General features: G+C 47.4%; 18 protein-coding genes. 17 read left to right on the plus strand and 1 reads right to left on the minus strand.

The features are described from left to right. Nucleotides 1–238 precede the first annotated feature (238 nt). From polA to ABIN22_RS17865, 6 genes are read left to right on the plus strand one after another with little or no spacing between them, the layout of a single operon-like run. Nucleotides 239–2,854, plus strand: a complete 2,616-nt coding sequence (gene polA, locus ABIN22_RS17840; protein ID WP_346910297.1) for a DNA polymerase I — start codon at nt 239–241, stop codon at nt 2,852–2,854. A gap of 39 nt (nt 2,855–2,893) precedes the next feature. Further along, a complete protein-coding gene (gene coaE, locus ABIN22_RS17845; protein WP_346910299.1) occupies nt 2,894–3,475 on the plus strand; it encodes a dephospho-CoA kinase in 582 nt (193 codons plus the stop codon). Continuing rightward, complete coding sequence (locus tag ABIN22_RS17850) at nt 3,472–4,269, plus strand: MBL fold metallo-hydrolase (protein WP_109729165.1); 798 nt, start codon at nt 3,472–3,474, stop codon at nt 4,267–4,269. The genes coaE and ABIN22_RS17850 overlap by 4 nt, the downstream gene beginning before the upstream one ends. 20 nt (nt 4,270–4,289) lie before the next feature. Further along, nucleotides 4,290–4,562 carry an ACT domain-containing protein gene (locus ABIN22_RS17855; protein WP_109729166.1) on the plus strand — a complete coding sequence of 91 codons (273 nt, stop codon included), beginning with the start codon at nt 4,290–4,292 and terminating at the stop codon, nt 4,560–4,562. A gap of 42 nt (nt 4,563–4,604) precedes the next feature. Then, a complete protein-coding gene (locus ABIN22_RS17860) occupies nt 4,605–5,969 on the plus strand; it encodes a PFL family protein (protein WP_109729167.1) in 1,365 nt (454 codons plus the stop codon). A gap of 20 nt (nt 5,970–5,989) precedes the next feature. Then, nucleotides 5,990–6,847 (plus strand): DegV family protein, encoded by an 858-nt coding sequence (locus ABIN22_RS17865; RefSeq protein WP_109729168.1) that lies wholly within the window; start codon nt 5,990–5,992, stop codon nt 6,845–6,847. A gap of 138 nt (nt 6,848–6,985) precedes the next feature. On the opposite strand, the gene ABIN22_RS17870 is transcribed toward ABIN22_RS17865, so the two are convergent. Continuing rightward, nucleotides 6,986–8,272, minus strand: a complete 1,287-nt coding sequence (locus ABIN22_RS17870; protein ID WP_118618549.1) for a nucleotidyltransferase — start codon at nt 8,270–8,272, stop codon at nt 6,986–6,988. Nucleotides 8,273–8,411: 139 nt separating this feature from the next. Here ABIN22_RS17870 and mgtE point away from each other — a divergent pair, with 139 nt between their 5' ends. The 11 genes from mgtE (at nt 8,412) to ABIN22_RS17925 (ending at nt 19,421) form a co-directional block, all read left to right on the plus strand. Further along, nucleotides 8,412–9,746, plus strand: coding sequence for a magnesium transporter (mgtE, locus tag ABIN22_RS17875; protein ID WP_109729170.1), 1,335 nt, complete (start codon nt 8,412–8,414; stop codon nt 9,744–9,746). Between the two features lie 132 nt (nt 9,747–9,878). Further along, nucleotides 9,879–10,874: a phosphate acetyltransferase gene (gene pta / locus ABIN22_RS17880; protein WP_109729171.1), complete on the plus strand. Its 996-nt coding sequence runs from the start codon at nt 9,879–9,881 to the stop codon at nt 10,872–10,874. Between the two features lie 107 nt (nt 10,875–10,981). Then, on the plus strand, nt 10,982–12,175 hold the full coding sequence (locus tag ABIN22_RS17885; RefSeq protein WP_109729172.1) for an acetate/propionate family kinase: 1,194 nt from the start codon (nt 10,982–10,984) through the stop codon (nt 12,173–12,175). 203 nt (nt 12,176–12,378) lie between these two features. After that, on the plus strand, nt 12,379–12,906 hold the full coding sequence (locus tag ABIN22_RS17890) for a YceD family protein (RefSeq protein WP_109729173.1): 528 nt from the start codon (nt 12,379–12,381) through the stop codon (nt 12,904–12,906). A 3-nt stretch (nt 12,907–12,909) separates the two neighbouring features. Then, nucleotides 12,910–13,089: a 50S ribosomal protein L32 gene (rpmF, locus tag ABIN22_RS17895; protein ID WP_004068723.1), complete on the plus strand. Its 180-nt coding sequence runs from the start codon at nt 12,910–12,912 to the stop codon at nt 13,087–13,089. A gap of 320 nt (nt 13,090–13,409) precedes the next feature. Then, nucleotides 13,410–14,393, plus strand: a complete 984-nt coding sequence (locus ABIN22_RS17900; RefSeq protein WP_109729174.1) for a sugar ABC transporter substrate-binding protein — start codon at nt 13,410–13,412, stop codon at nt 14,391–14,393. A gap of 236 nt (nt 14,394–14,629) precedes the next feature. Beyond that, nucleotides 14,630–16,147: a sugar ABC transporter ATP-binding protein gene (locus tag ABIN22_RS17905; RefSeq protein WP_346910305.1), complete on the plus strand. Its 1,518-nt coding sequence runs from the start codon at nt 14,630–14,632 to the stop codon at nt 16,145–16,147. Further along, nucleotides 16,137–17,093, plus strand: coding sequence for an ABC transporter permease (locus ABIN22_RS17910; protein ID WP_109729176.1), 957 nt, complete (start codon nt 16,137–16,139; stop codon nt 17,091–17,093). The genes ABIN22_RS17905 and ABIN22_RS17910 overlap by 11 nt, the downstream gene beginning before the upstream one ends. A 16-nt stretch (nt 17,094–17,109) precedes the next feature. Next, complete coding sequence (locus tag ABIN22_RS17915) at nt 17,110–17,484, plus strand: sensory rhodopsin transducer (RefSeq protein WP_109729177.1); 375 nt, start codon at nt 17,110–17,112, stop codon at nt 17,482–17,484. 81 nt (nt 17,485–17,565) lie between these two features. Then, nucleotides 17,566–18,360, plus strand: a complete 795-nt coding sequence (locus ABIN22_RS17920) for an SDR family NAD(P)-dependent oxidoreductase (protein WP_346910308.1) — start codon at nt 17,566–17,568, stop codon at nt 18,358–18,360. Then, nucleotides 18,357–19,421: a zinc-binding dehydrogenase gene (locus ABIN22_RS17925; protein ID WP_346910310.1), complete on the plus strand. Its 1,065-nt coding sequence runs from the start codon at nt 18,357–18,359 to the stop codon at nt 19,419–19,421. Before ABIN22_RS17920 ends, ABIN22_RS17925 begins: the two co-directional genes overlap by 4 nt. Nucleotides 19,422–19,527 lie beyond the last annotated feature (106 nt).

The following is a 19,527-nucleotide window of genomic DNA, read 5'->3' on the forward strand; positions in this document are numbered from 1 at the left end:
TGTCAGGGTCAAAAGGTCATACAATGCATGCTCGCATGCAATTGGATGATTTTGGGACCCGTAAAACATGAGAAAGTAGCCCGATTAGGGCGGATTTCGAATGTTTTTAGGATTTTGGGAGCACGAAGTGCGGAGAAATCCGTAGACATCAGGGGTCAAAAGGATTTTGCCCCAACATCATATGATTAATGAAGATTTCCGGTAAAGCACAGGTACCGGATAATGGAGAATAAAGAAGATGAGAGAAAAGATAGTATTGATAGATGGCCACAGTATTTTAAACAGAGCGTTCTATGGGGTACCGGACCTGACGAATTCGGAAGGACTCCATACGAACGCTATTTATGGTTTTTTAAATATCCTGTTCAAGATTCTGGACGAGGAGAAACCGGAGTATCTCACGGTGACATTTGACGTACATGCCCCCACATTCCGCCATGAGATGTATGCGGAATATAAGGGGACGAGGAAGCCGATGGCGGAGGAACTCAGACAGCAGGTTCCCGTGATTAAGGAAGTGCTCAGGGCAATGGATGTCGAGATCATCGAGAAAGCAGGTCTGGAGGCAGACGACCTTCTCGGAACGATCTCCAGAATCTGCGAGGAAAAAGGGATGGACGTTGCGATTATATCAGGTGACAGGGATACCCTGCAGCTGGCAACAGAGCATGTCAAGATCCGCATTCCGAGGACAAAGCAGGGCAGGACAGAGGTTGAAGATTACTATGCTTCGGATGTAAAAGAAAAATACGGGGTGACCCCGGTTGAGTTTATTGATGTTAAAGCACTGATGGGAGATGCATCCGACAATATCCCGGGTGTTCCGGGAGTCGGGGAAAAGACGGCGACAAAGATCATCATGGAGTACGGGAACATCGAGAATGCATATGCCCACGCCTCGGAGTTAAAACCGCCCAGAGCCAGCAAGAACCTGCAGGAATACTGGGACCAGGCGTGCATGAGCAAGACACTGGCTACGATCAATACCCATGCGGACATCGAGTTCCATCTGGAAGCCGCAAAACACGGCGACCCGTATACAAAAGAGGCGCACGATTATTTTCAGAAATTACAGTTTAAAAATCTCCTGAGCCGTTTTGATGTCGAGGCATCCTCCAATAAAATCGAGTCCCATTTTAAAGAGATTACCGAAAAAGACAGGGCAGAGAAAGTCTTTAAGGAGGCAGAAAAGGCCAGTACAGTGGGAGCGGCACTGACAGAAGATAACGGGAATGTACTTCCGCTGTTTGCGCACGCATCCGGCTATGGGAGGCTGACTATTGCATATGGAAAGGACAAGATCTATTCCATCGTCTGCGGCCCTGATATGGAGATGGATTATCTCTTTGAAAGGCTGGTGCATATTGCAGAAAACGTACAGACATTTTCTATGTTTGATTTGAAAAAATATCTTCCGGTTGTTAAAATAACAAAGCAGGAGAACTGTTTTGATGCGACTGTGGCCGCCTATCTTTTAAATCCTCTGAAGAACGATTACACATATGAGGATGTGGCCAGAGAACAGTTAAACCTGATGATAGATGAGAAGGCTGACCCGATGACAAAAGCCTGCTACGAGGCTTATACGGCATATGCCGCTGCAGGCTCCCTGACGGAGAAAATGCAGGCAGAGGGGATGTACCATCTCTTTACAGATATTGAAATGCCGCTTGTATTTACCTTATTCGATATGGAACAGGCGGGAATACAGGTTGAGGCAGAGGCGCTGAAGTTCTACGGGGAACAGCTTGGCGCACGCATTGTAGAACTGGAAAAAGAGATTTATGAAATGGCGGGGGAAACATTTAACATTAACTCGCCAAAGCAGCTTGGTGTCGTTTTGTTTGACCATATGCAGCTTCCGAACGGGAAGAAGACAAAGACCGGATACTCCACGGCCGCTGATGTGCTTGACAAACTGGCACCGGATTATCCTGTTGTGGAAAAGGTGCTGGAGTACCGGCAGCTATCCAAACTGAAGTCAACCTATGCGGACGGACTGGCGGTATATATATCCTCCGATGGCAGAATCCACGGAAAATTCAACCAGACAATCACGGCTACGGGACGGATCAGCAGCACGGAACCCAATCTGCAGAACATTCCGGTGAGAATGGAACTGGGGCGCCTGATCAGAAAGGTATTCGTACCGAAGGAGGGCTGTGTCTTTATTGATGCCGATTATTCCCAGATCGAACTGCGTATACTGGCCCACTGTTCCGGGGACGAGCAGTTGATCCAGGCATACAAAGAGGCAAGGGATATTCACCGGATGACGGCATCACAGGTATTCCACACACCATTTGATGAGGTGACCGACCTGCAGCGCAGGAATGCGAAGGCAGTAAATTTTGGGATCGTATATGGGATCAGCTCCTTCGGACTGAGCCAGGATTTGAGTATCACGAGGAAAGAGGCTGCCCAGTATATCGAGAATTACTTTGAAACCTATCCGGGCATCAAACGTTTTCTGGATGATACCGTGGCCCACGCCAAAGAAGAGGGCTATGTAGTAACGCTTTTCGGCAGGAGAAGACCCGTGCCGGAGCTGAAATCAAGTAATTTTATGCAGCGCAACTTTGGAGAGCGTGTTGCCATGAACGCCCCGATTCAGGGATCTGCGGCGGATATCATGAAAATTGCCATGATCGGGGTAAACAAGGAGCTGAAAGAAAAGGGCCTGAAGTCAAAACTGATCCTGCAGGTACACGATGAGCTTTTAATCGAGGCTGACAAGGAAGAGCTTGAGACTGTACAGGAGATTCTGAAACGGCAGATGGAACAGGCCGCAGATCTGGATGTGCCCCTGATCGTGGACATGCACACAGGTGAGAACTGGTATGAAGCAAAATAAACATCATTTTGCGGCCGCAGGCAGTGCAGGAGAACGCATATGAAAGTCTTAGGAATCACAGGAGGTGTAGGCTCGGGAAAGAGTGAGGTCCTGCACTATTTAGAGAAAGAATACAAGGCGGTTGTCTGCCAGCTGGACGAGGTAGCCAAAGAACTCCAGAAGCAGGGCGGCATATGTTATCAAAAGATTATAGAAGCGTTTGGAACCGGAATTCTGGGTGAGGACCGGGAACTGGACAGGCAGAAGCTGGCCTCCATTATTTTCCGGGATGAGGAAAAACGGAAGATTTTAAACGAGATCGTCCATCCTGAGGTAAAACGCTGGGTGGAACGGGATATGATAGAAAAAGAAGAGAGGAAGGTGCCGCTTTACGTGATTGAGGCGGCCCTTCTGCCGGAAGCAGGTTATGAAGACATCTGTCCGGAGTTATGGTATATTTATGCACGGGAAGACGTCAGGAGGAAAAGATTAAAAGATTCCAGGGGGTATTCCGATGAAAAAATCAGCCGTATGATGGCGGCCCAGTCCAGTGAGGATGTGTTCCGCCAAGCCTGCAGGACGGTGATTGACAACAGCGGGACATTTGAAGATACAAAGAAACAAATAGGAGAAAGAATATGAGATTATGCAGCATTGCGAGCGGCAGCAGCGGGAACTGTATTTACGTGGGAAGTGACCAGACACACCTGCTCGTAGATACGGGGATCAGTAAAAAAAAGATTGATGCAGGCCTGAAAGAACTGGATATTAAAGGAGATGAACTGAAAGGGATTCTCATTACCCATGAGCATTCGGACCATATACAGGGACTGGGCGTTTTCAGCCGGAAATATGAGATTCCGATCTATGCAACACCGGGAACAATCGCGGGAATCCGGTCCTACGGCCCGCTGGGGAAGATGCCGGAAGGACTTCTCAACCCGATCCATACGGATGAAAGTTTCACACTGGGGGATATTACCATAGATCCGTTCCGCATTTCGCATGATGCAAACGAGCCGTCCGGCTACAGGATGAACTGTGGGGGCAAATCGGTTGCAGTGGCGACGGACCTGGGAATTTATGATGAATACACGGTAGAAAAGCTCCAGAATCTGGATGCAGTGCTTCTGGAGGCAAACCATGACATACATATGCTGGAAGTCGGTTCCTACCCATATTACCTGAAACGGAGGGTAATGGGAGATAAAGGACATTTATCGAATGAATTGTCAGGACGGCTTCTTTGTGATATACTACATGATAATTTGAAGCACATCGTGCTTGGACATCTCAGCAAGGAGAACAATTATGCGAAGCTTGCCTATGAGACAGTGAAACTGGAAGTAACTCTCGGCGACAATGATTACCGTGGTGAAGACCTCGATATGGCGGTTGCCAACAGAGATATGATTTCGGAGATTATTACCGTTTAAATGCTTAGGAGGAAGAGAAAATGAAGAAGTGTATTGTAACAGTTTTAGGAAAAGATACGGTGGGAATTACTGCAAAGGTATGCACATATCTGGCAGAACATAAGATCAACATTCTGGATATCTCCCAGACGATCATCCAGGGATATTTTAATATGATGATGATCGTGGACGTGACCAGCCTCGAGAAAGATTTCAAACTGGTCTGCGATGAGATGGAAGCACTCGGTGAGGAGATCGGTGTAAATATCCGCTGTCAGAGAGAAGAGATATTTGAGAAGATGCACAGACTGTAAGAGGAAACTGATAAGAAGTGTAGAATGCGAGGATAAAGTACTATGATTAACATGTATGAAGTGTCAGAAACCAATAAAATGATTGAGCAGGAGAATCTGGATGTCCGTACCATCACTCTGGGGATCAGCCTGCTTGACTGTATCGACTCTGATCTTAACGAACTGAACCGTAAGATATATGAAAAGGTTACCGGGCTGGCGAAGAACCTGGTATCTACAGGAAATGACATTGAAAGGGAGTTTGGCATCCCGATTGTAAATAAAAGAATCTCCATCACCCCGATCTCGCTGATAGGTGCCGCGGCATGCAAGAGCCCGGAAGACTTTGTGACGATTGCAAAGACACTGGACCGCGCGGCAAAAGAGGTTGATGTCAATTTTATCGGCGGATATTCCGCACTTGTTTCCAAAGGAATGACAAAAAGTGATGAGAACCTGATCCGTTCAATCCCTCAGGCACTGGCAGTGACAGAGAGAATCTGCAGTTCTGTCAATGTAGGCTCCACAAAAACAGGAATCAACATGGATGCAGTGCGCCTGTGCGGGCAGATTGTGAAGGATACGGCCGAGGCAACGAAAGAAAATGATTCTTTAGGCTGCGCAAAGCTCGTGATTTTCTGTAATGCACCGGATGATAACCCGTTCATGGCTGGTGCGTTCTTAGGTGTTACAGAGGCGGATGCGGTTATTAATGTTGGTGTCAGCGGTCCCGGAGTTGTCAAAAAGGCTCTGGAAAAAGTACGTGGAAAGGGGTTCAAAGAACTCTGTGAGACGATCAAAAAGACTGCCTTCAAGGTAACCCGCGTCGGCCAGCTTGTTGCAGGGGAAGCGTCCAAGAGACTGGGTGTCCCATTCGGAATCGTAGACTTGTCCCTGGCCCCGACTCCGTCAGTGGGAGACAGTGTGGCAGAGATTCTTGAGGAGATCGGTCTGGAGAGAGTTGGTGCACCCGGAACAACAGCGGCGCTGGCCATGCTCAATGACCAGGTGAAAAAGGGCGGCGTTATGGCGTCTTCCTACGTGGGCGGCTTAAGCGGTGCATTTATCCCGGTCAGTGAAGACCAGGGCATGATTGACGCGGTTAATGTAGGCGCCCTGACGCTTGAAAAGCTGGAGGCCATGACATGCGTATGCTCTGTCGGATTAGATATGATAGCAATTCCGGGGAAAACAACAGCAGGTACCATTTCCGGCATCATTGCGGATGAGATGGCGATCGGTATGGTGAACCAGAAGACGACGGCAGTACGCCTGATCCCGGTAATCGGAAAAGATGTGGGAGAGACAGCAGAGTTCGGCGGCCTCCTCGGTTATGCTCCGATCATGCCGGTAAACGAATTCAGTTGTGAGGAGTTTATAGGCAGGGCAGGCAGAATCCCTGCACCAATACACAGTTTCAAAAACTAAAACAGGGGAAATAATTATTTATGAAGAAAATTGCCATTGTAACAGACAGTAATAGTGGAATTACACAAAAACAGGGAAAAGAGATGGGAATCTATGTCCTGCCGATGCCATTTTTCATTGACGGCGAACTGTTTTTAGAAGATATCACTCTTTCTCAGGAAGAGTTTTATCAAAAGCTTGGCGACGATTCCGATATCTCCACATCGCAGCCGGCTCCGGGGGACCTTCTGGATCTTTGGGATAAACTGCTCAAGGAACATGATGAGGTGGTGCATATCCCGATGTCCAGCGGTTTAAGCGGAAGCTGTGAAAACGCAGTTATACTTTCAGCAGATTATGAAGGCCGGGTACAGGTCGTTGACAACCAGAGGATTTCTGTCACACAGGTACAGTCGGTTCTTGACGCACTCAAACTGAGGGAGGAAGGAAAATCTGCCCTTGAGATCAAACAGATTTTGGAAAAGGAAAAACTGGAAGCCAGCATCTATATTACAGTGGATACTTTGAAATATCTGAAGAAGGGCGGAAGGATCACACCTGCCGCTGCGGCACTCGGTACAGTGCTGAACCTGAAGCCGGTCCTGCAGATCCAGGGAGAAAAACTGGACGCCTTCGCGAAGGTGAGAGGATGGAAGGCGGCAAAGCGCACCATGCTCAAAGCGATCGAAACAGATTTGAAGGAACGTTTTGCAGGAAAGGAAGACCAGATGGTTCTGGGAATGGCTTATACCTGTGGCAAAGAAGAGGCACAGGCATGGAAGCAGGAAATCCATGAGAGGTTTCCACAGTATGAGATTATTGAGGGACCGCTATCCTTAAGCGTAGCCTGCCATATCGGGGCAGGGGCAATGGCGGTGACCTGTATGAAGCGGTTATAAAGACAGTACTGATTCAAAAAGAAAAAGGTGCCGGGGCCTGGATCATTCTTGCCCCGGCACCTTTTTTGCACGGCCGGACTGCCAGATGTAAAACAGGAGCCGGATGCAGGAACAGGCAGACCCACGTCTGTTCCCGGGTCAAACTTTCAGGATCGGCTGACTGTATTCGTTCTGGAAGGCAGTCTTATATTTATCGGTTATGACGGATTTATACAAGTTTGAAGCAAGAATGTCGTGATGAAGCATTTTCCTGCCGGCTTCCGGAAGCTCCTCCGTATCATAGAGATTGGTGAGAAGGGGCAGGGTCCCATTCTTAACGACGCTGCCCAGAACCCTTTCCCGGTCTTTCCGTACGCCCAAAAGCCGGGCATAATAGTGGTAACCGCCGTCTATATATTCCTCCACGTTACTTTTCTTGAGCCCGAGCATAATGTGCAGCAGTGCGCGGTTGATGCGTGTCTGTGTAACCTCTTTCGTCTTAAGCAGCTCGCAGAACTGTTTGTAATTGAAGAAGTTGTTCAGCTGGTTGCTGATCCGGTTTGCCAGTTCTTCGGATACATCCATATAACGGTCCAGGTCCCGGGCAGTTTTATTTAAAAGTTTATACTTCATGATCAGGGAAAAATCGTTCTGATACACGGGATACATAACATGGTGGTAATCCTTCAGGATTTCCAGACAGCAGGCCGGCACCTGATCCTCCAGTTCGTTCAGGATATTTGAAAAGTGTGTGTTCTCAAACGTGCCCCCGCCCGAACGCGTGCTCAGCGCGGAACCGGAATAGGCGAGCAGGGAACGGATTGCGGACGCAGAACTGTAATTGGACTGGAGCTGCGTATCATGGTAACCGGACTCCTGACGTCTGATAGTGTAAGGCTTTATAGAACTGCCCAGCTTTTTCAACGCCTTTAAATATTCGATGCCGAGAATGTTGTTCGGATCGTCCAGCAGGTGCGAATATGCGGTGTTTCTCATATAGGCGGAAAATGCCTCCTGTCTTGCGGCGGGAAAGGAAAGGCCGGCTTTCAGATTTGTCTGTAGAAAATTTTTGTATTCGGCCGGTTCCTCGCAGAGCACACCGGCGACGGTCTGTAATCCTTCCAGGTCGTTGCATTCACTGCCGAAGCAGATGGAATCTACAATTCCGAGGCTGTCTAAGAAGGATACGGCGCCCATCGCGAAAAGTTCGGCGCTCCCGGTAGCATAGCAGACCGGGAGTTCGAACACCGCGCCTGCACCACACTCCAGCGCCATTTCCGCCCGGATATATTTAGGCATGATGGCCGGAGTCCCCCGCTGCACATAATCTCCGCTCATAATCACGAGTACCGTGTCGGCGCCTGTGACCTCTTTTGACTTCTCGATATGATATTGATGACCATTGTGAAATGGATTATATTCAGTAATTAAGCCGACAATTTTCATAAGAATCTCCTTGTATATCAATTTATTAACCATTATACTATAAAAAGACGGGATGTTATAGAGTGAGTTTTTTGTTTATAAAAGACGGTTTATGTGAAAGATAAAGAAGAGCAGAGAAAAACAAAAGAGGGTGTATGGCATGGAAAAAGAAATGATACTTGAACTGCTGGAACAGCGGAAATTTAAAGAACTAAAAGAAGAATTGGAATCCATGCATCCGGTCGATATCGTGGAGATGCTGGAGGACTTTGACCAGAAGCAGCAGATGCTGGTATTCCGTCTGCTTGCCAAGGAAGAGGCGGCAGAAGTATTCACGGATATGAACAGTGATATGCGTGAGGACCTGATCAATGCCCTGACTGATTCCGAGTTGGAAGAGGTCATGGATGAGATGTATGTCGATGATACCGTTGACGTGCTCGAGGAAATGCCGGCGAACGTTGTCGATCGTCTGCTGATGGTGACGGACGAGGAGACGCGGCAGAAGATCAATATACTTCTGCAGTATCCGGATGACAGCGCCGGAAGTATTATGAATGTGGATTACATCAGCCTTAGGAAAGAAATGACGGTTGCCGATGCAATCCTTAAGATCAGGCAGGTCGGGATCAACAAAGAGACTATCTACACCTGTTATGTCACGGAAAAGAAAAAACTCATCGGTGCCGTCGATGTCAAAGATCTTCTGACAGCAGGTGAATCCAGACTGATAGAAGAGATCATGGATGAAAATGTGCTTTGTGCAAAGACGCTGGATGATAAGGAAGATGTCGCGATTACGATTAAAAAGTACGGCCTTGTTGCGATTCCGATCATCGATCATGAGAACTGCCTTGTCGGTCTGGTAACGGTTGATGACGCGATGTTTGTCCTGCAGGATGAGACCACGGAAGATATCAGTATCATGGCCGGTGTCAGCCCGAATGAAGACTCCTATTTCGGGACTTCCGTATTCAAACATGCAAAGAACAGGACTCTCTGGCTGATGCTGCTGATGCTTTCCGCGACGGTAACCGGGGAGATTCTCGGACATTATGAGGCCGCGATGGCGGTCATGCCCGTGCTGATCACATTTATCCCCATGCTCATGGGAACCGGCGGTAACTGTGGGTCACAGAGCTCGACGCTGATCATACGCGGGCTTGCGGTCGGCGAGATTCAATTCAAAGATATATTCAGGGTCATTTTTAAAGAGATACGTGTGGCCTTTGTTGTAAGCTGCCTTCTGGCTGTTGTAAACGGAATCCGTATCTATATTATGTATGATCAGAACCTGACGCTTGCGTTTGCGCTGGGACTGACGATGATGGCAGTTGTTGTCATGGCAAAATGCATCGGCTGCACCCTGCCCCTCCTGGCAAAGAAACTGGGGCTGGACCCGGCCATCATGGCGGCCCCGCTTATCACGACGATATTGGACACCTGTACGATTCTTGTTTATTTTAACATTGTAACGGCGGTTTTCCACCTGTAGGGGAAGAATCCCGCTGAGATATAACAGAAATTGGAGATTGTACTTAAAAATGCACATGCAATCTACTTGTATACAAAATTTCTTTGCGTTATAATGAAAGAAGTGAGAAAAAATGAAAGGTGGCTTTAAATCATGGGATTTATTGATGAAATCAAGGCAAGAGCAAAGGCTGATAAGAAGACGATTGTACTTCCGGAAACAGAAGACGCAAGAACTTACAAGGCTGCAGAAGCAGTTTTGAAGGAGGGGACCGCTGACCTGATCCTCGTGGGAAGTAAGGAAGAGATCGAGAAGAACGGCGCAGGATATGATATTTCCGGCGCAACGGTTGTAGACCCTGCCACAAGCGACAAGACAGATGCTTATATCGCGAAACTGGTAGAACTCAGACAGAAAAAGGGAATGACAGAGGAGCAGGCAAGAGAAATCCTTCTGACAAATTACCTGTACTATGGTGTTATGATGGTGAAGATGGGGGATGCAGACGGAATGGTATCCGGTGCGTGCCACTCCACGGCAGATACGCTCCGCCCATGCCTTCAGATCCTGAAGACAAAACCCGGAACTAAACTGGTTTCCGCATTCTTCGTAATGGTAGTGCCAGATTGTGATATGGGGGCAGACGGAACATTTATCTTCGGAGATTCCGGTCTGGAGCAGAACCCGGATCCGGAGAAGCTTGCAAATATCGCAGTTTCTTCCGCTGAGTCTTTCAGAACACTGACAGGAAAAGAACCTATCGTAGCAATGCTTTCACACTCTACAAAAGGAAGTGCAAAGCATGCGGATGTGGATAAAGTAGTTGAGGCAACCCAGATTGCAAAAGAACTGGCACCGGAATTAAAGCTTGACGGAGAACTGCAGCTGGATGCAGCGATCGTACCTTCTGTTGGGGAATCCAAGGCTCCGGGAAGCCCGGTTGCAGGACATGCCAACGTATTGATCTTCCCGGATCTGGATGCCGGAAATATTGGGTACAAGCTGGTTCAGAGACTGGCAAAAGCAGAAGCGTACGGACCTCTTACACAGGGAATCGCAGCTCCTGTTAATGATTTATCACGCGGCTGCAGCGCTGAAGACATCGAAGGCGTTGTCGCAATCACAGCAGTGCAGGCACAGGCACAGTAAATCATCAGGTTATGTTTAAGAGAGGCAGATGCCGCTGCGGACGCCCGAAGCGTGCAGGCAGTATCAACGATGCCCCTTATATATACAATTTCAGGAGGGTAAAGAAAATGAATGTATTAGTAATCAACTGTGGAAGTTCTTCTTTAAAATTCCAGTTAATCAACTCTGAATCAGAAGAAGTACTTGCAAAAGGTCTCTGCGAAAGAATCGGAATTGATGGCAGCCTTACTTATCAGCCTGCCGGCGGAGAGAAAGTAAAAACTGCAAAGGACATGCCTACCCATACAGAGGCAATCCAGTTTGTAATCGATGCGCTGACAGATGAAGCGACAGGCGTGGTAAAGAGTCTGGACGAGATCGGCGCTGTCGGGCACCGTCTGGTACACGGCGGAGAGAAGTTTGCATCTTCCGTTATCATCACAGAAGAAGTTAAGAAAGCAGTAGAAGAGTGTAATGACCTTGCACCTCTGCACAATCCTGCCAACTTAATCGGTGTAAACGCATGTGAGAAGCTGATGCCGAACACACCTATGGTTGCAGTATTTGACACCGCATTTCATCAGACCATGCCGGAGAAAGCATACATGTACGGACTTCCGTATGCTTACTATGAGAAATATAAAGTTAGACGTTACGGCTTCCACGGAACAAGCCACAGCTATGTTTCCAAAAGAGCTGCAGAGATTCTTGGCAAGCCATACGATGCTACGAAGACAATTGTCTGCCACCTTGGAAACGGTGCAAGCGTATGTGCAGTCCTGAACGGGAAATCTGTCGATACATCAATGGGATTAACACCACTTGAAGGTCTTGTAATGGGAACACGTTCCGGAGATATCGACCCGGCCATTCTGGAATTTATCGCAAAGAAGGAGGATCTGGATATCGAAGGACTGATGAAGGTCCTGAATAAAGAGTCCGGCGTATACGGACTTTCAAACGGACTCTCCAGTGATTTCCGTGACCTCTGCGCTGCAGAAGAAGACGGCAACCAGCAGGCAAAAGTAGCTCTTGAAGTATTTGCCTACAGAGTTGCAAAATACGTAGGAAGCTATGTGGCAGCCATGAACGGTGTAGACAACATCGTCTTCACAGCCGGAATCGGTGAGAACGACGGCGCAATCCGTGCAGAAGTATGCAAATATCTCCAGTTCCTTGGAATAGAGATCAATAAAGAAGCAAACGCAGCAAGAGGAGAGGAAGTCATCATCTCCACTCCGGATTCAAAAGTAAATGTACTCGTAATCCCTACAAACGAAGAACTGGCAATCGCAAGAGAGACAGTAGCACTCGTAAAATAAGTCTGTCAGGGAAATCAAAGAGTTCCATAAAAGTGAGCGGGTCATAAATCCGCTCACTTGCTTTGTCAGAATATTCTGAATATGGACCGCAAAGGGGTCAGACCCCTTTGAAAGATGATATTTATGCCAGAATCTGTATTTTTCTTGTTGACAAACTATTTTTACATGATATAATAATTTAGGTATGAATAGGAGTTATGAAGATGTTAATTAACCTATCAGACGTTCTGTCAGAACAGCACAAGACAGTTGAAGAGACAGTGCCGCTCAATCTGGAGTCGATGGATTTAAAGTCCGGGTCATATCCGATTGTCAGTAAGGAACCTGTACACGTTGTCGTTTCACATGTGAAGGACAAGGAATTACAGATCAAGGCCGAGAGCAAGGTGTGTGTAATCATTCCATGTGACCGCTGCCTGGAGGATGTAAAGCAGGAGATTGTACTGGATTTTACCAAGCATGTGGATCTCAACATTCCAGACGCTGATCTGCCGGAAGGATTAGATGAATCAAATTTCATTGACGGATATCATCTTGACGTGGACAAATTGCTCTTTAATGAGATATTGATAGGATGGCCGACGAAAGTTCTATGCAGGGAAGACTGTAAAGGCATTTGCAACGTTTGTGGTCAGAACCTAAATCTGGGGACCTGTAACTGTGAAGACACAGGACTTGACCCGAGAATGTCAGTTGTCCGTGATTTGTTTAAGAATTTTAAGGAGGTGTAACCTATGTCTATCTGTCCAAAGAATAAATCTTCTAAAGCTAGAAGAGATAAGAGAAGAGCTAACTGGAAGATGAGTGCTCCGAACCTTGTGAAATGCAGCAAGTGTGGAGAACTTATGATGCCTCACAGAGTATGCAAAGCTTGTGGCTCTTACAACAAAAAAGAAATCATTTCTGTTGACTAATGAAGACAGGACAAGGCTTTCCGGGAGACCGGGAAGCCTTTTTTCATGGGCTGACACCAATTTTACACCAAATTACCGAGGATCAGGTACTGCCGGATAAGAATAGCCTGTTTTGTCTATATTGTATAAAAATGTAACATAGTCTTTGTGTTTATTGTAGAAAATACAAATACCCCTTGCATTCTTAAATCAGGCATGGTAGTATTTAGACATAAAATGAATCGATTCATATTTAAAGAAACCCAGTAAATTAAAGGAATAAATCACATATTTGTGAATTGATTTTATTCCATCATTTCCAAAACGAAGGAGGAAAAGGAATGAAAAAATTTGTGGTGTTAATTTTAACGGTATGTATGGTATTTTCACTTGCTGCCTGCGGAGGAAGTAACAGCAGTGACAGTAAAACCGACAGTGGGGACAGTAAGACGGAAGATACTGTTGATAAGAAGACAATTGCACTTGTACCTCCGGCAATGATTTCTCCTTATTATAAGTCCGTAATTTCAGGCGCTCAGGAGGCTTGTGACGATCTGGGATATGAATTGAAAACACTGGCCCCGGAATCTGAATCAGATTATGCGGCACAGGTTCAGATAGTTGAAGATATGATTACACAGAAGGTTGACGGTATCATTCTCTGTGCGATTAACAGTGATGCGATTGTGGCAGCAGTAAAGAAGGCAAACGAGGCTGACATCCCGGTGATTATGTTTAATACACAGAATGAACTGGCTGGCGGAGAAGTTGCATGCTATGTAAGATATGACCAGTATGAAGCGGGCGGAAAAGTATGTGATTTCGTGGCAGAACAGTTTGGGGACAAGTTAAAGGTTGCGATTGTAGAAGGACTTCCATCTGACCATACAACAGAGAGAATGGGCGGGTTTGTAGATAAGGCAAAGGAGAAATACCCTGACATTGAAGTCGTTGCAAGCCAGGCCGGCGACTGGGAACGTGAAAAAGGAATGAATGCCGCAGCAAATATGCTTCAGGCAAATAAGGATATTAATGTAATCTTCGCTTTATGCGACGAGATGGGCCTTGGAGCAGTACAGGCAGTCAAAGAGGCCGGATCTGACGCAAAAGTAGTAAGTTTTGACGGTAACCCGAATGCAGTGGCAAGTATTCAGGCGGGTGAGCTTGTATCAACAGTATCCATCGGAGGACCCGGAACAGGCACGGAGTGCGTGGAAGCACTGCATAAGATCTTTGAAGGAGAGACGGTGGATAAGATTGTAAATGTAGACACTGAGATTGTCTGGAAGGAGAATGCAGACCAGTTCCCGTCAGATGCTGATTAGAACTGCCGGCCGGCAGAGTGCACAGCACGGTCTGAACGGTAACTAAATATCAGCCACAGTAAAGGGACAATAGGTTTTAAGGGGCTGCCGGTACGCAATCAGATATGTTCAATTTGCGCTGCGGTGTATATCCGGAAGGAATACAGTATCAGCCGCCCCTTCCCTGAGCGTGTATGATAAATCATCGGTATACATGATTTATCATACATGCTCTAAGACAAGTCAGGAGGAAGCAAATGGCAGATCAATATATTTTGAAAATGTCAGACATTACAAAACGTTTCCCCGGAGTACTGGCACTGGACCATGTGAGCCTTCGTGTAAAGAAAGGGGAGGTACACGCTCTGCTGGGTGAAAACGGAGCGGGGAAATCTACACTGATGAAGATCCTTTCAGGTGCATACGTGAAGGATGAAGGTGAGATAGAAGTATTCTCACAGAAGTCGGAGCTGGGGAATCCGAAGGCGGCCGAAGATTTAGGAATCAGTATTATTTATCAGGAACTGAATCTAATCCCTACGCTGACCGTAGCGGAAAATATATTTCTCGGATGCTATAAGATGAGTAATCCGGTGAAAGTGAACTGGAAAGCGGTTTATCAGGAAGCGGACAGATTACTGGAAGATCTGGGGGTAGATGTAAAGAGCACGGATTACATAAGGGATCTGGGCATTGCAAAGCAGCAGATGGTAGAAGTTGCAAAAGCACTTTCTAAAGATGCGAAAATCATCATCATGGACGAACCTACGGCTCCTTTGACAGAGCGGGAAACGAAAAATCTGTTCCGCATCGTGAAAAAGCTGAAGGAAGAACAGGTCTCTATCATTTATATATCCCACAGGCTGGAAGAAGTAATGGAAATCTGCGACCGGGCTACAGTTATGCGGGACGGGTGTACGATAAAAGAACTGGATATTGCAAACGTCACGATGGATGAGATTATCCGTCTGATGGTAGGCCGGGAACTGAAAGAGAAATTTCCAAGGATTGAGAAACAAATCGGAGATGAAGTCATACGGGTGGAAAATCTGTGTGCAGGTTCCAGAGTGCAGAATGTCAGTTTCTCTGTAAGGGCGGGAGAGGTGCTCTGTGTGGGAGGGCTGGTCGGCGCGGGACGGACAGAAACAGTCCGGGCGGTTTTTGGTCTGGATGCCAGGACAGACGGGCGTATATATATTGACGGCAAGGAATGCAATATCCGGAATCCGAAGGATGCGATCAGCGCGGGGATCGGGTACGTGACAGAAGACAGGAAAGGCGAAGGACTGATCCTGAAACTGGGGGTAGGCAAGAACGTGACGCTGGCCGCACTGGATGCATTCAAAACGGGGATACATCTGAATTTAAGCAAAGAGAAGAACACCGTAAAAGAGTATGTCAGTAAACTAAATATCAAAACTCCGTCCGTTTATCAGAAAGTGGAGAACCTTTCAGGAGGTAACCAGCAGAAAGTTGTTCTGGCAAAGTGGCTCCTTTCCAAGTGCCGGGTGCTGATACTGGATGAACCGACCCGCGGAATAGACGTAGGTGCGAAAATAGAAGTTTACAGTCTCATTAATGAGCTGGCAAAGGAAGGAAAGGCGATTCTTGTTATTACATCCGAGATTCCGGAACTGCTTGGTATCTGTGACCGTGTCGTTGTCATGGCAAGAGGAAAGGTGAGTGGTTCCCTGAGCAGAGAAGAGGCAGACCAGGAATCCGTTATGACACTGGCGGTCGGAGCAGAGGAAAGGGGAAAACAGCATGAAGCTTAAAGGAAAAGAAAGAAAAGGGACAAGTTATCTGGGGATTTTGATTGCACTGGTGGCACTATGCGTAGTACTTACGTTTGCCAGCGACAGCTTTCTTACGGCGTCCAACCTTCTGAATGTCTCACAGCAGATATCCACAAACTTCCTGATTGCCATCGGGATGACGTTCATCATTCTGCTTGGCGGGATTGACCTTTCGGTAGGCTCCATCATAGCAGTTACAGGACTTATGATGGGACTGATGATGAAGAACTGGAATATGCCTGTGATCTTAAGTCTTCTGCTTGGCGTCGCATTTGCCTCGGCAGTCGGACTCGTGACAGGACTATTGATCACCGGGTTTGAGCTGCCTCCGTTCATTGCAACCCTGGGCATGATGTCAATCGCCAGAGGGGCGGCATACACCATTACAGAGGGACAGCCGATTTATACCTTCCCGAAGGGATTTCTGGCTATTACAGGACGGTACGGCGGGATACCGGTTTTTACCATTCTGATTATGGTGGTTATGTTCGCAGTCGCGGCATATGTGCTGAAATATACAAAGTACGGCCGCTACATTTATGCAATCGGCGGCAATGAAAACTGTGCAAAGCTTTCCGGCATAAATGTGAAAAAAATCAAATGCATCGCCTATGTAATCAGCGGCTTCTGCTGTGGTGTTGCGGCAATCGTACTGACCTCCAGGCTGGATTCGGCGGTACCGACCAATGCAGACGGTGCGGAGCTGGATGCCATCGCGGCAGTCGTAATCGGCGGGACATCCATGACAGGCGGGGAAGGGACACTCGTAGGCACAATCATTGGCACCATGATCATCGGCGTGGTTGCCAACGGGCTGAACCTTTTGAATGTACCGCAGGGAGCACAGAGAATGGTGAAAGGCGGCATTATTGTGCTGGCCGTTATTGTAGACGTAATAAGAAGAAAGCGGAGCCAGAAGGCCTGATACAGGAGGAGATAATATGGGCAGAGGTATGGGGCATAAGAAATGGTGCATCCCCGACTTATATATGAAAGAAAAAGGGGACAGGCCGACCCCCTCACATGAAAGCATTACACTGCTGAACACGGGAGACGGGCCATGTGAGGTATGTATAGACTTATTATTTGACAATGGAAGAGAGCCCGCAAGGCTGGACGGGATTCTGGTAGCACCCATGTCGGCGCGTCATATCCGTATGGACCAGTTGGAAGAGTGGAATCTGACAGTGCCTGTATCGACCTGCTACAGTGCGGTTCTGACAAGCAGTGACAATATTGTTGCGGAATATGCAAGATTTAACTGGATTGACGGTGCTGCCCAGTCATTTGCGGTGATTCCGTATTTTGAAGATTAAGATTCCTGTGCACGCCCGCAGGGCAGGGGGGGAACAGGAATACATAAAGAGAAACGGCGGCATGAAAAGGAGGGCGAGACGATGGAAGAAAAAAGAGTAGCAGTTGTAACCGGGGGAACCCGCGGAATGGGGCAGGCGATCAGTATTGAGCTTGCAAGGCGGGGGAATATTGTATGTGCAGTATACAGGTCCCATGAAGAGAGCGCGCAAAAGACACTGGAAAGCCTCAAAGCATTTGAACCGGAAAGCGGTATTTACAAGGCGGATGTTTCAAAGGAAGAAGAAGTAAAACAGCTGATAAAAAAGATCGGGGAGAAGTTTGGACGGATTGATATTCTGGTGAACAATGCGGGGATCTTTGATTTCTGCTTTATAGATGAAATGGATTCTGCTTATCTGGACAGGGTGCTGGATACGAATTTTAAAAGCCAGTTTTATATGCTTCAGAGTGTATCGGAATATATGAAGAAAAATAACTACGGGAGAGTTGCCAATGCGTCCTCAATCTCAGGACATTTTGCAGACTGCGGGCTTGTGGCATATGCGGCAAGCAAGGCAGGGGTGGACATGCTTACGAAAATAAGCGCGGCAGAGCTTGGACCGTACCATATCAGCGTCAATGCATATGCTCCCGGGATTATCCACACAGACATGACAGACGCCATGATACAGGAACGGGGGGAAGAACAGGTGAAGGACCTGTGTCTTAACCGTTTCGGGACAGGCGAAGATGTAGCTGCGCTGGTCGGTTTTTTAACTTCACCGGAGGGTGGATATGTGACAGGCGAGATCATCGGGATCGACGGGGGGATGTTTAAGGTACAGAATACATATCTGGCATATGAACATGCAAAGAGAATGGAGGAAGCCAAATGAAAGGAAATATGAAAGCATTAGTATCCTACGCGCCATATGATAACAGGCTTGAAGAGACAGGCATCCCGTCGGCGGGACCTGGTGAGCTCGTATTGAAGGTTCTTGGCTGTGGAATCTGTGCAGGGGATGTGAAGTCTTACCACGGGGGGATCAGAATCTGGGGAACGAGTGAAGAAAACCGTTACATCGAGGCTCCTGTAACAGGCGGACATGAATTTTTTGGCGAGGTAGCAGAGGCAGGAGATGGCATGGGGGAATATAAGACCGGAGACAGGGTATGTGCGGAACAGATTGCCCCATGCGGCGAATGTGATTTCTGCAGACAGGGAAAATACTGGATGTGCACCGGGTCGGCTGTATATGGCTTCAAACAGCATATCCAGGGAGGTTTTGCCGAGTATATCAAACTGCATAAAAACAGTATTATACATAGAATCCCGGATACATTTACGAATGAGCAGGCAGTCCTGATTGAACCGATTGCCTGCGGGATGCATGCGGTCGAACTTGCGGATATCAGACATGATGATGTCGTGGTAATTGCAGGCCTCGGCGCTATCGGAACCTCTATGGTAAACCTTGCCAGACTCTGCCTGCCAAAGATGGTGATCGGAATCGATATAAAAGAATTCCGCCTGGATATGGGCAGAAAATATGGCGCAGATTATGTACTGAATCCGGCAGAATGCAATGTGGCCGAAGAAATACACAGGCTCACAGGTGGGGATGGGTGTGATGTATATATAGAAGCATCAGGAAGCCCCAGAAGTGTATCACAGGGACTGGAATCACTGAAAAATCATGGCAGATATGTGCAGATGGGCGTATTTGCGGAGGAAGTAAAAGCAGACTGGAATGTAATCGGGGATGGAAAGGAACTGAGCATCAGGGGCTCCCACCTGTCTGCGCTTACCTTTCATTCAGTCATAGAAGGGATTGAGAGCGGCCTGATAAAAACAGACGGGCTAATCTCTCATTCCTTTGAACTGAAAGACTGGGAAAAGGCATTTCGTACGGCAGAGGAAGAGCCGGCAGCAATGAAGGTTATGCTGGTTCCTTAGCCAAAAGGACGAAGGAGGGGAAGAAAAAAATCACATCTGATGAAAAAATCAAAGATTTCTGGTATAATATAACAAGCTATCCATGCGGGGTAAAACAAGGCGTGGT

It is taken from the genome of Faecalicatena orotica (genome assembly GCF_905197545.1).
GTDB lineage: Bacteria > Bacillota > Clostridia > Lachnospirales > Lachnospiraceae > Faecalicatena_A > Faecalicatena_A orotica.

Bases quoted from the DNA above. Each gene is read 5' to 3' on its own strand.
- ABIN22_RS17905 (WP_346910305.1), top strand. From the start codon at position 14,630: ATGGCAGATCAATATATTTTGAAAATGTCAGACATTACAAAACGTTTC.
- ABIN22_RS17890 (WP_109729173.1), top strand. From the start codon at position 12,379: ATGTTAATTAACCTATCAGACGTTCTGTCAGAACAGCACAAGACAGTT.
- ABIN22_RS17850 (WP_109729165.1), top strand. From the start codon at position 3,472: ATGAGATTATGCAGCATTGCGAGCGGCAGCAGCGGGAACTGTATTTAC.
- polA (WP_346910297.1), top strand. From the start codon at position 239: ATGAGAGAAAAGATAGTATTGATAGATGGCCACAGTATTTTAAACAGA.
- ABIN22_RS17925 (WP_346910310.1), top strand. From the start codon at position 18,357: ATGAAAGGAAATATGAAAGCATTAGTATCCTACGCGCCATATGATAAC.
- pta (WP_109729171.1), top strand. From the start codon at position 9,879: ATGGGATTTATTGATGAAATCAAGGCAAGAGCAAAGGCTGATAAGAAG.
- ABIN22_RS17900 (WP_109729174.1), top strand. From the start codon at position 13,410: ATGAAAAAATTTGTGGTGTTAATTTTAACGGTATGTATGGTATTTTCA.
- ABIN22_RS17915 (WP_109729177.1), top strand. From the start codon at position 17,110: ATGGGCAGAGGTATGGGGCATAAGAAATGGTGCATCCCCGACTTATAT.
- ABIN22_RS17855 (WP_109729166.1), top strand. From the start codon at position 4,290: ATGAAGAAGTGTATTGTAACAGTTTTAGGAAAAGATACGGTGGGAATT.
- ABIN22_RS17865 (WP_109729168.1), top strand. From the start codon at position 5,990: ATGAAGAAAATTGCCATTGTAACAGACAGTAATAGTGGAATTACACAA.
- ABIN22_RS17860 (WP_109729167.1), top strand. From the start codon at position 4,605: ATGATTAACATGTATGAAGTGTCAGAAACCAATAAAATGATTGAGCAG.
- coaE (WP_346910299.1), top strand. From the start codon at position 2,894: ATGAAAGTCTTAGGAATCACAGGAGGTGTAGGCTCGGGAAAGAGTGAG.
- mgtE (WP_109729170.1), top strand. From the start codon at position 8,412: ATGGAAAAAGAAATGATACTTGAACTGCTGGAACAGCGGAAATTTAAA.
- ABIN22_RS17910 (WP_109729176.1), top strand. From the start codon at position 16,137: ATGAAGCTTAAAGGAAAAGAAAGAAAAGGGACAAGTTATCTGGGGATT.
- ABIN22_RS17920 (WP_346910308.1), top strand. From the start codon at position 17,566: ATGGAAGAAAAAAGAGTAGCAGTTGTAACCGGGGGAACCCGCGGAATG.
- rpmF (WP_004068723.1), top strand. From the start codon at position 12,910: ATGTCTATCTGTCCAAAGAATAAATCTTCTAAAGCTAGAAGAGATAAG.
- ABIN22_RS17870 (WP_118618549.1), bottom strand. From the start codon at position 8,272: ATGAAAATTGTCGGCTTAATTACTGAATATAATCCATTTCACAATGGT.
- ABIN22_RS17885 (WP_109729172.1), top strand. From the start codon at position 10,982: ATGAATGTATTAGTAATCAACTGTGGAAGTTCTTCTTTAAAATTCCAG.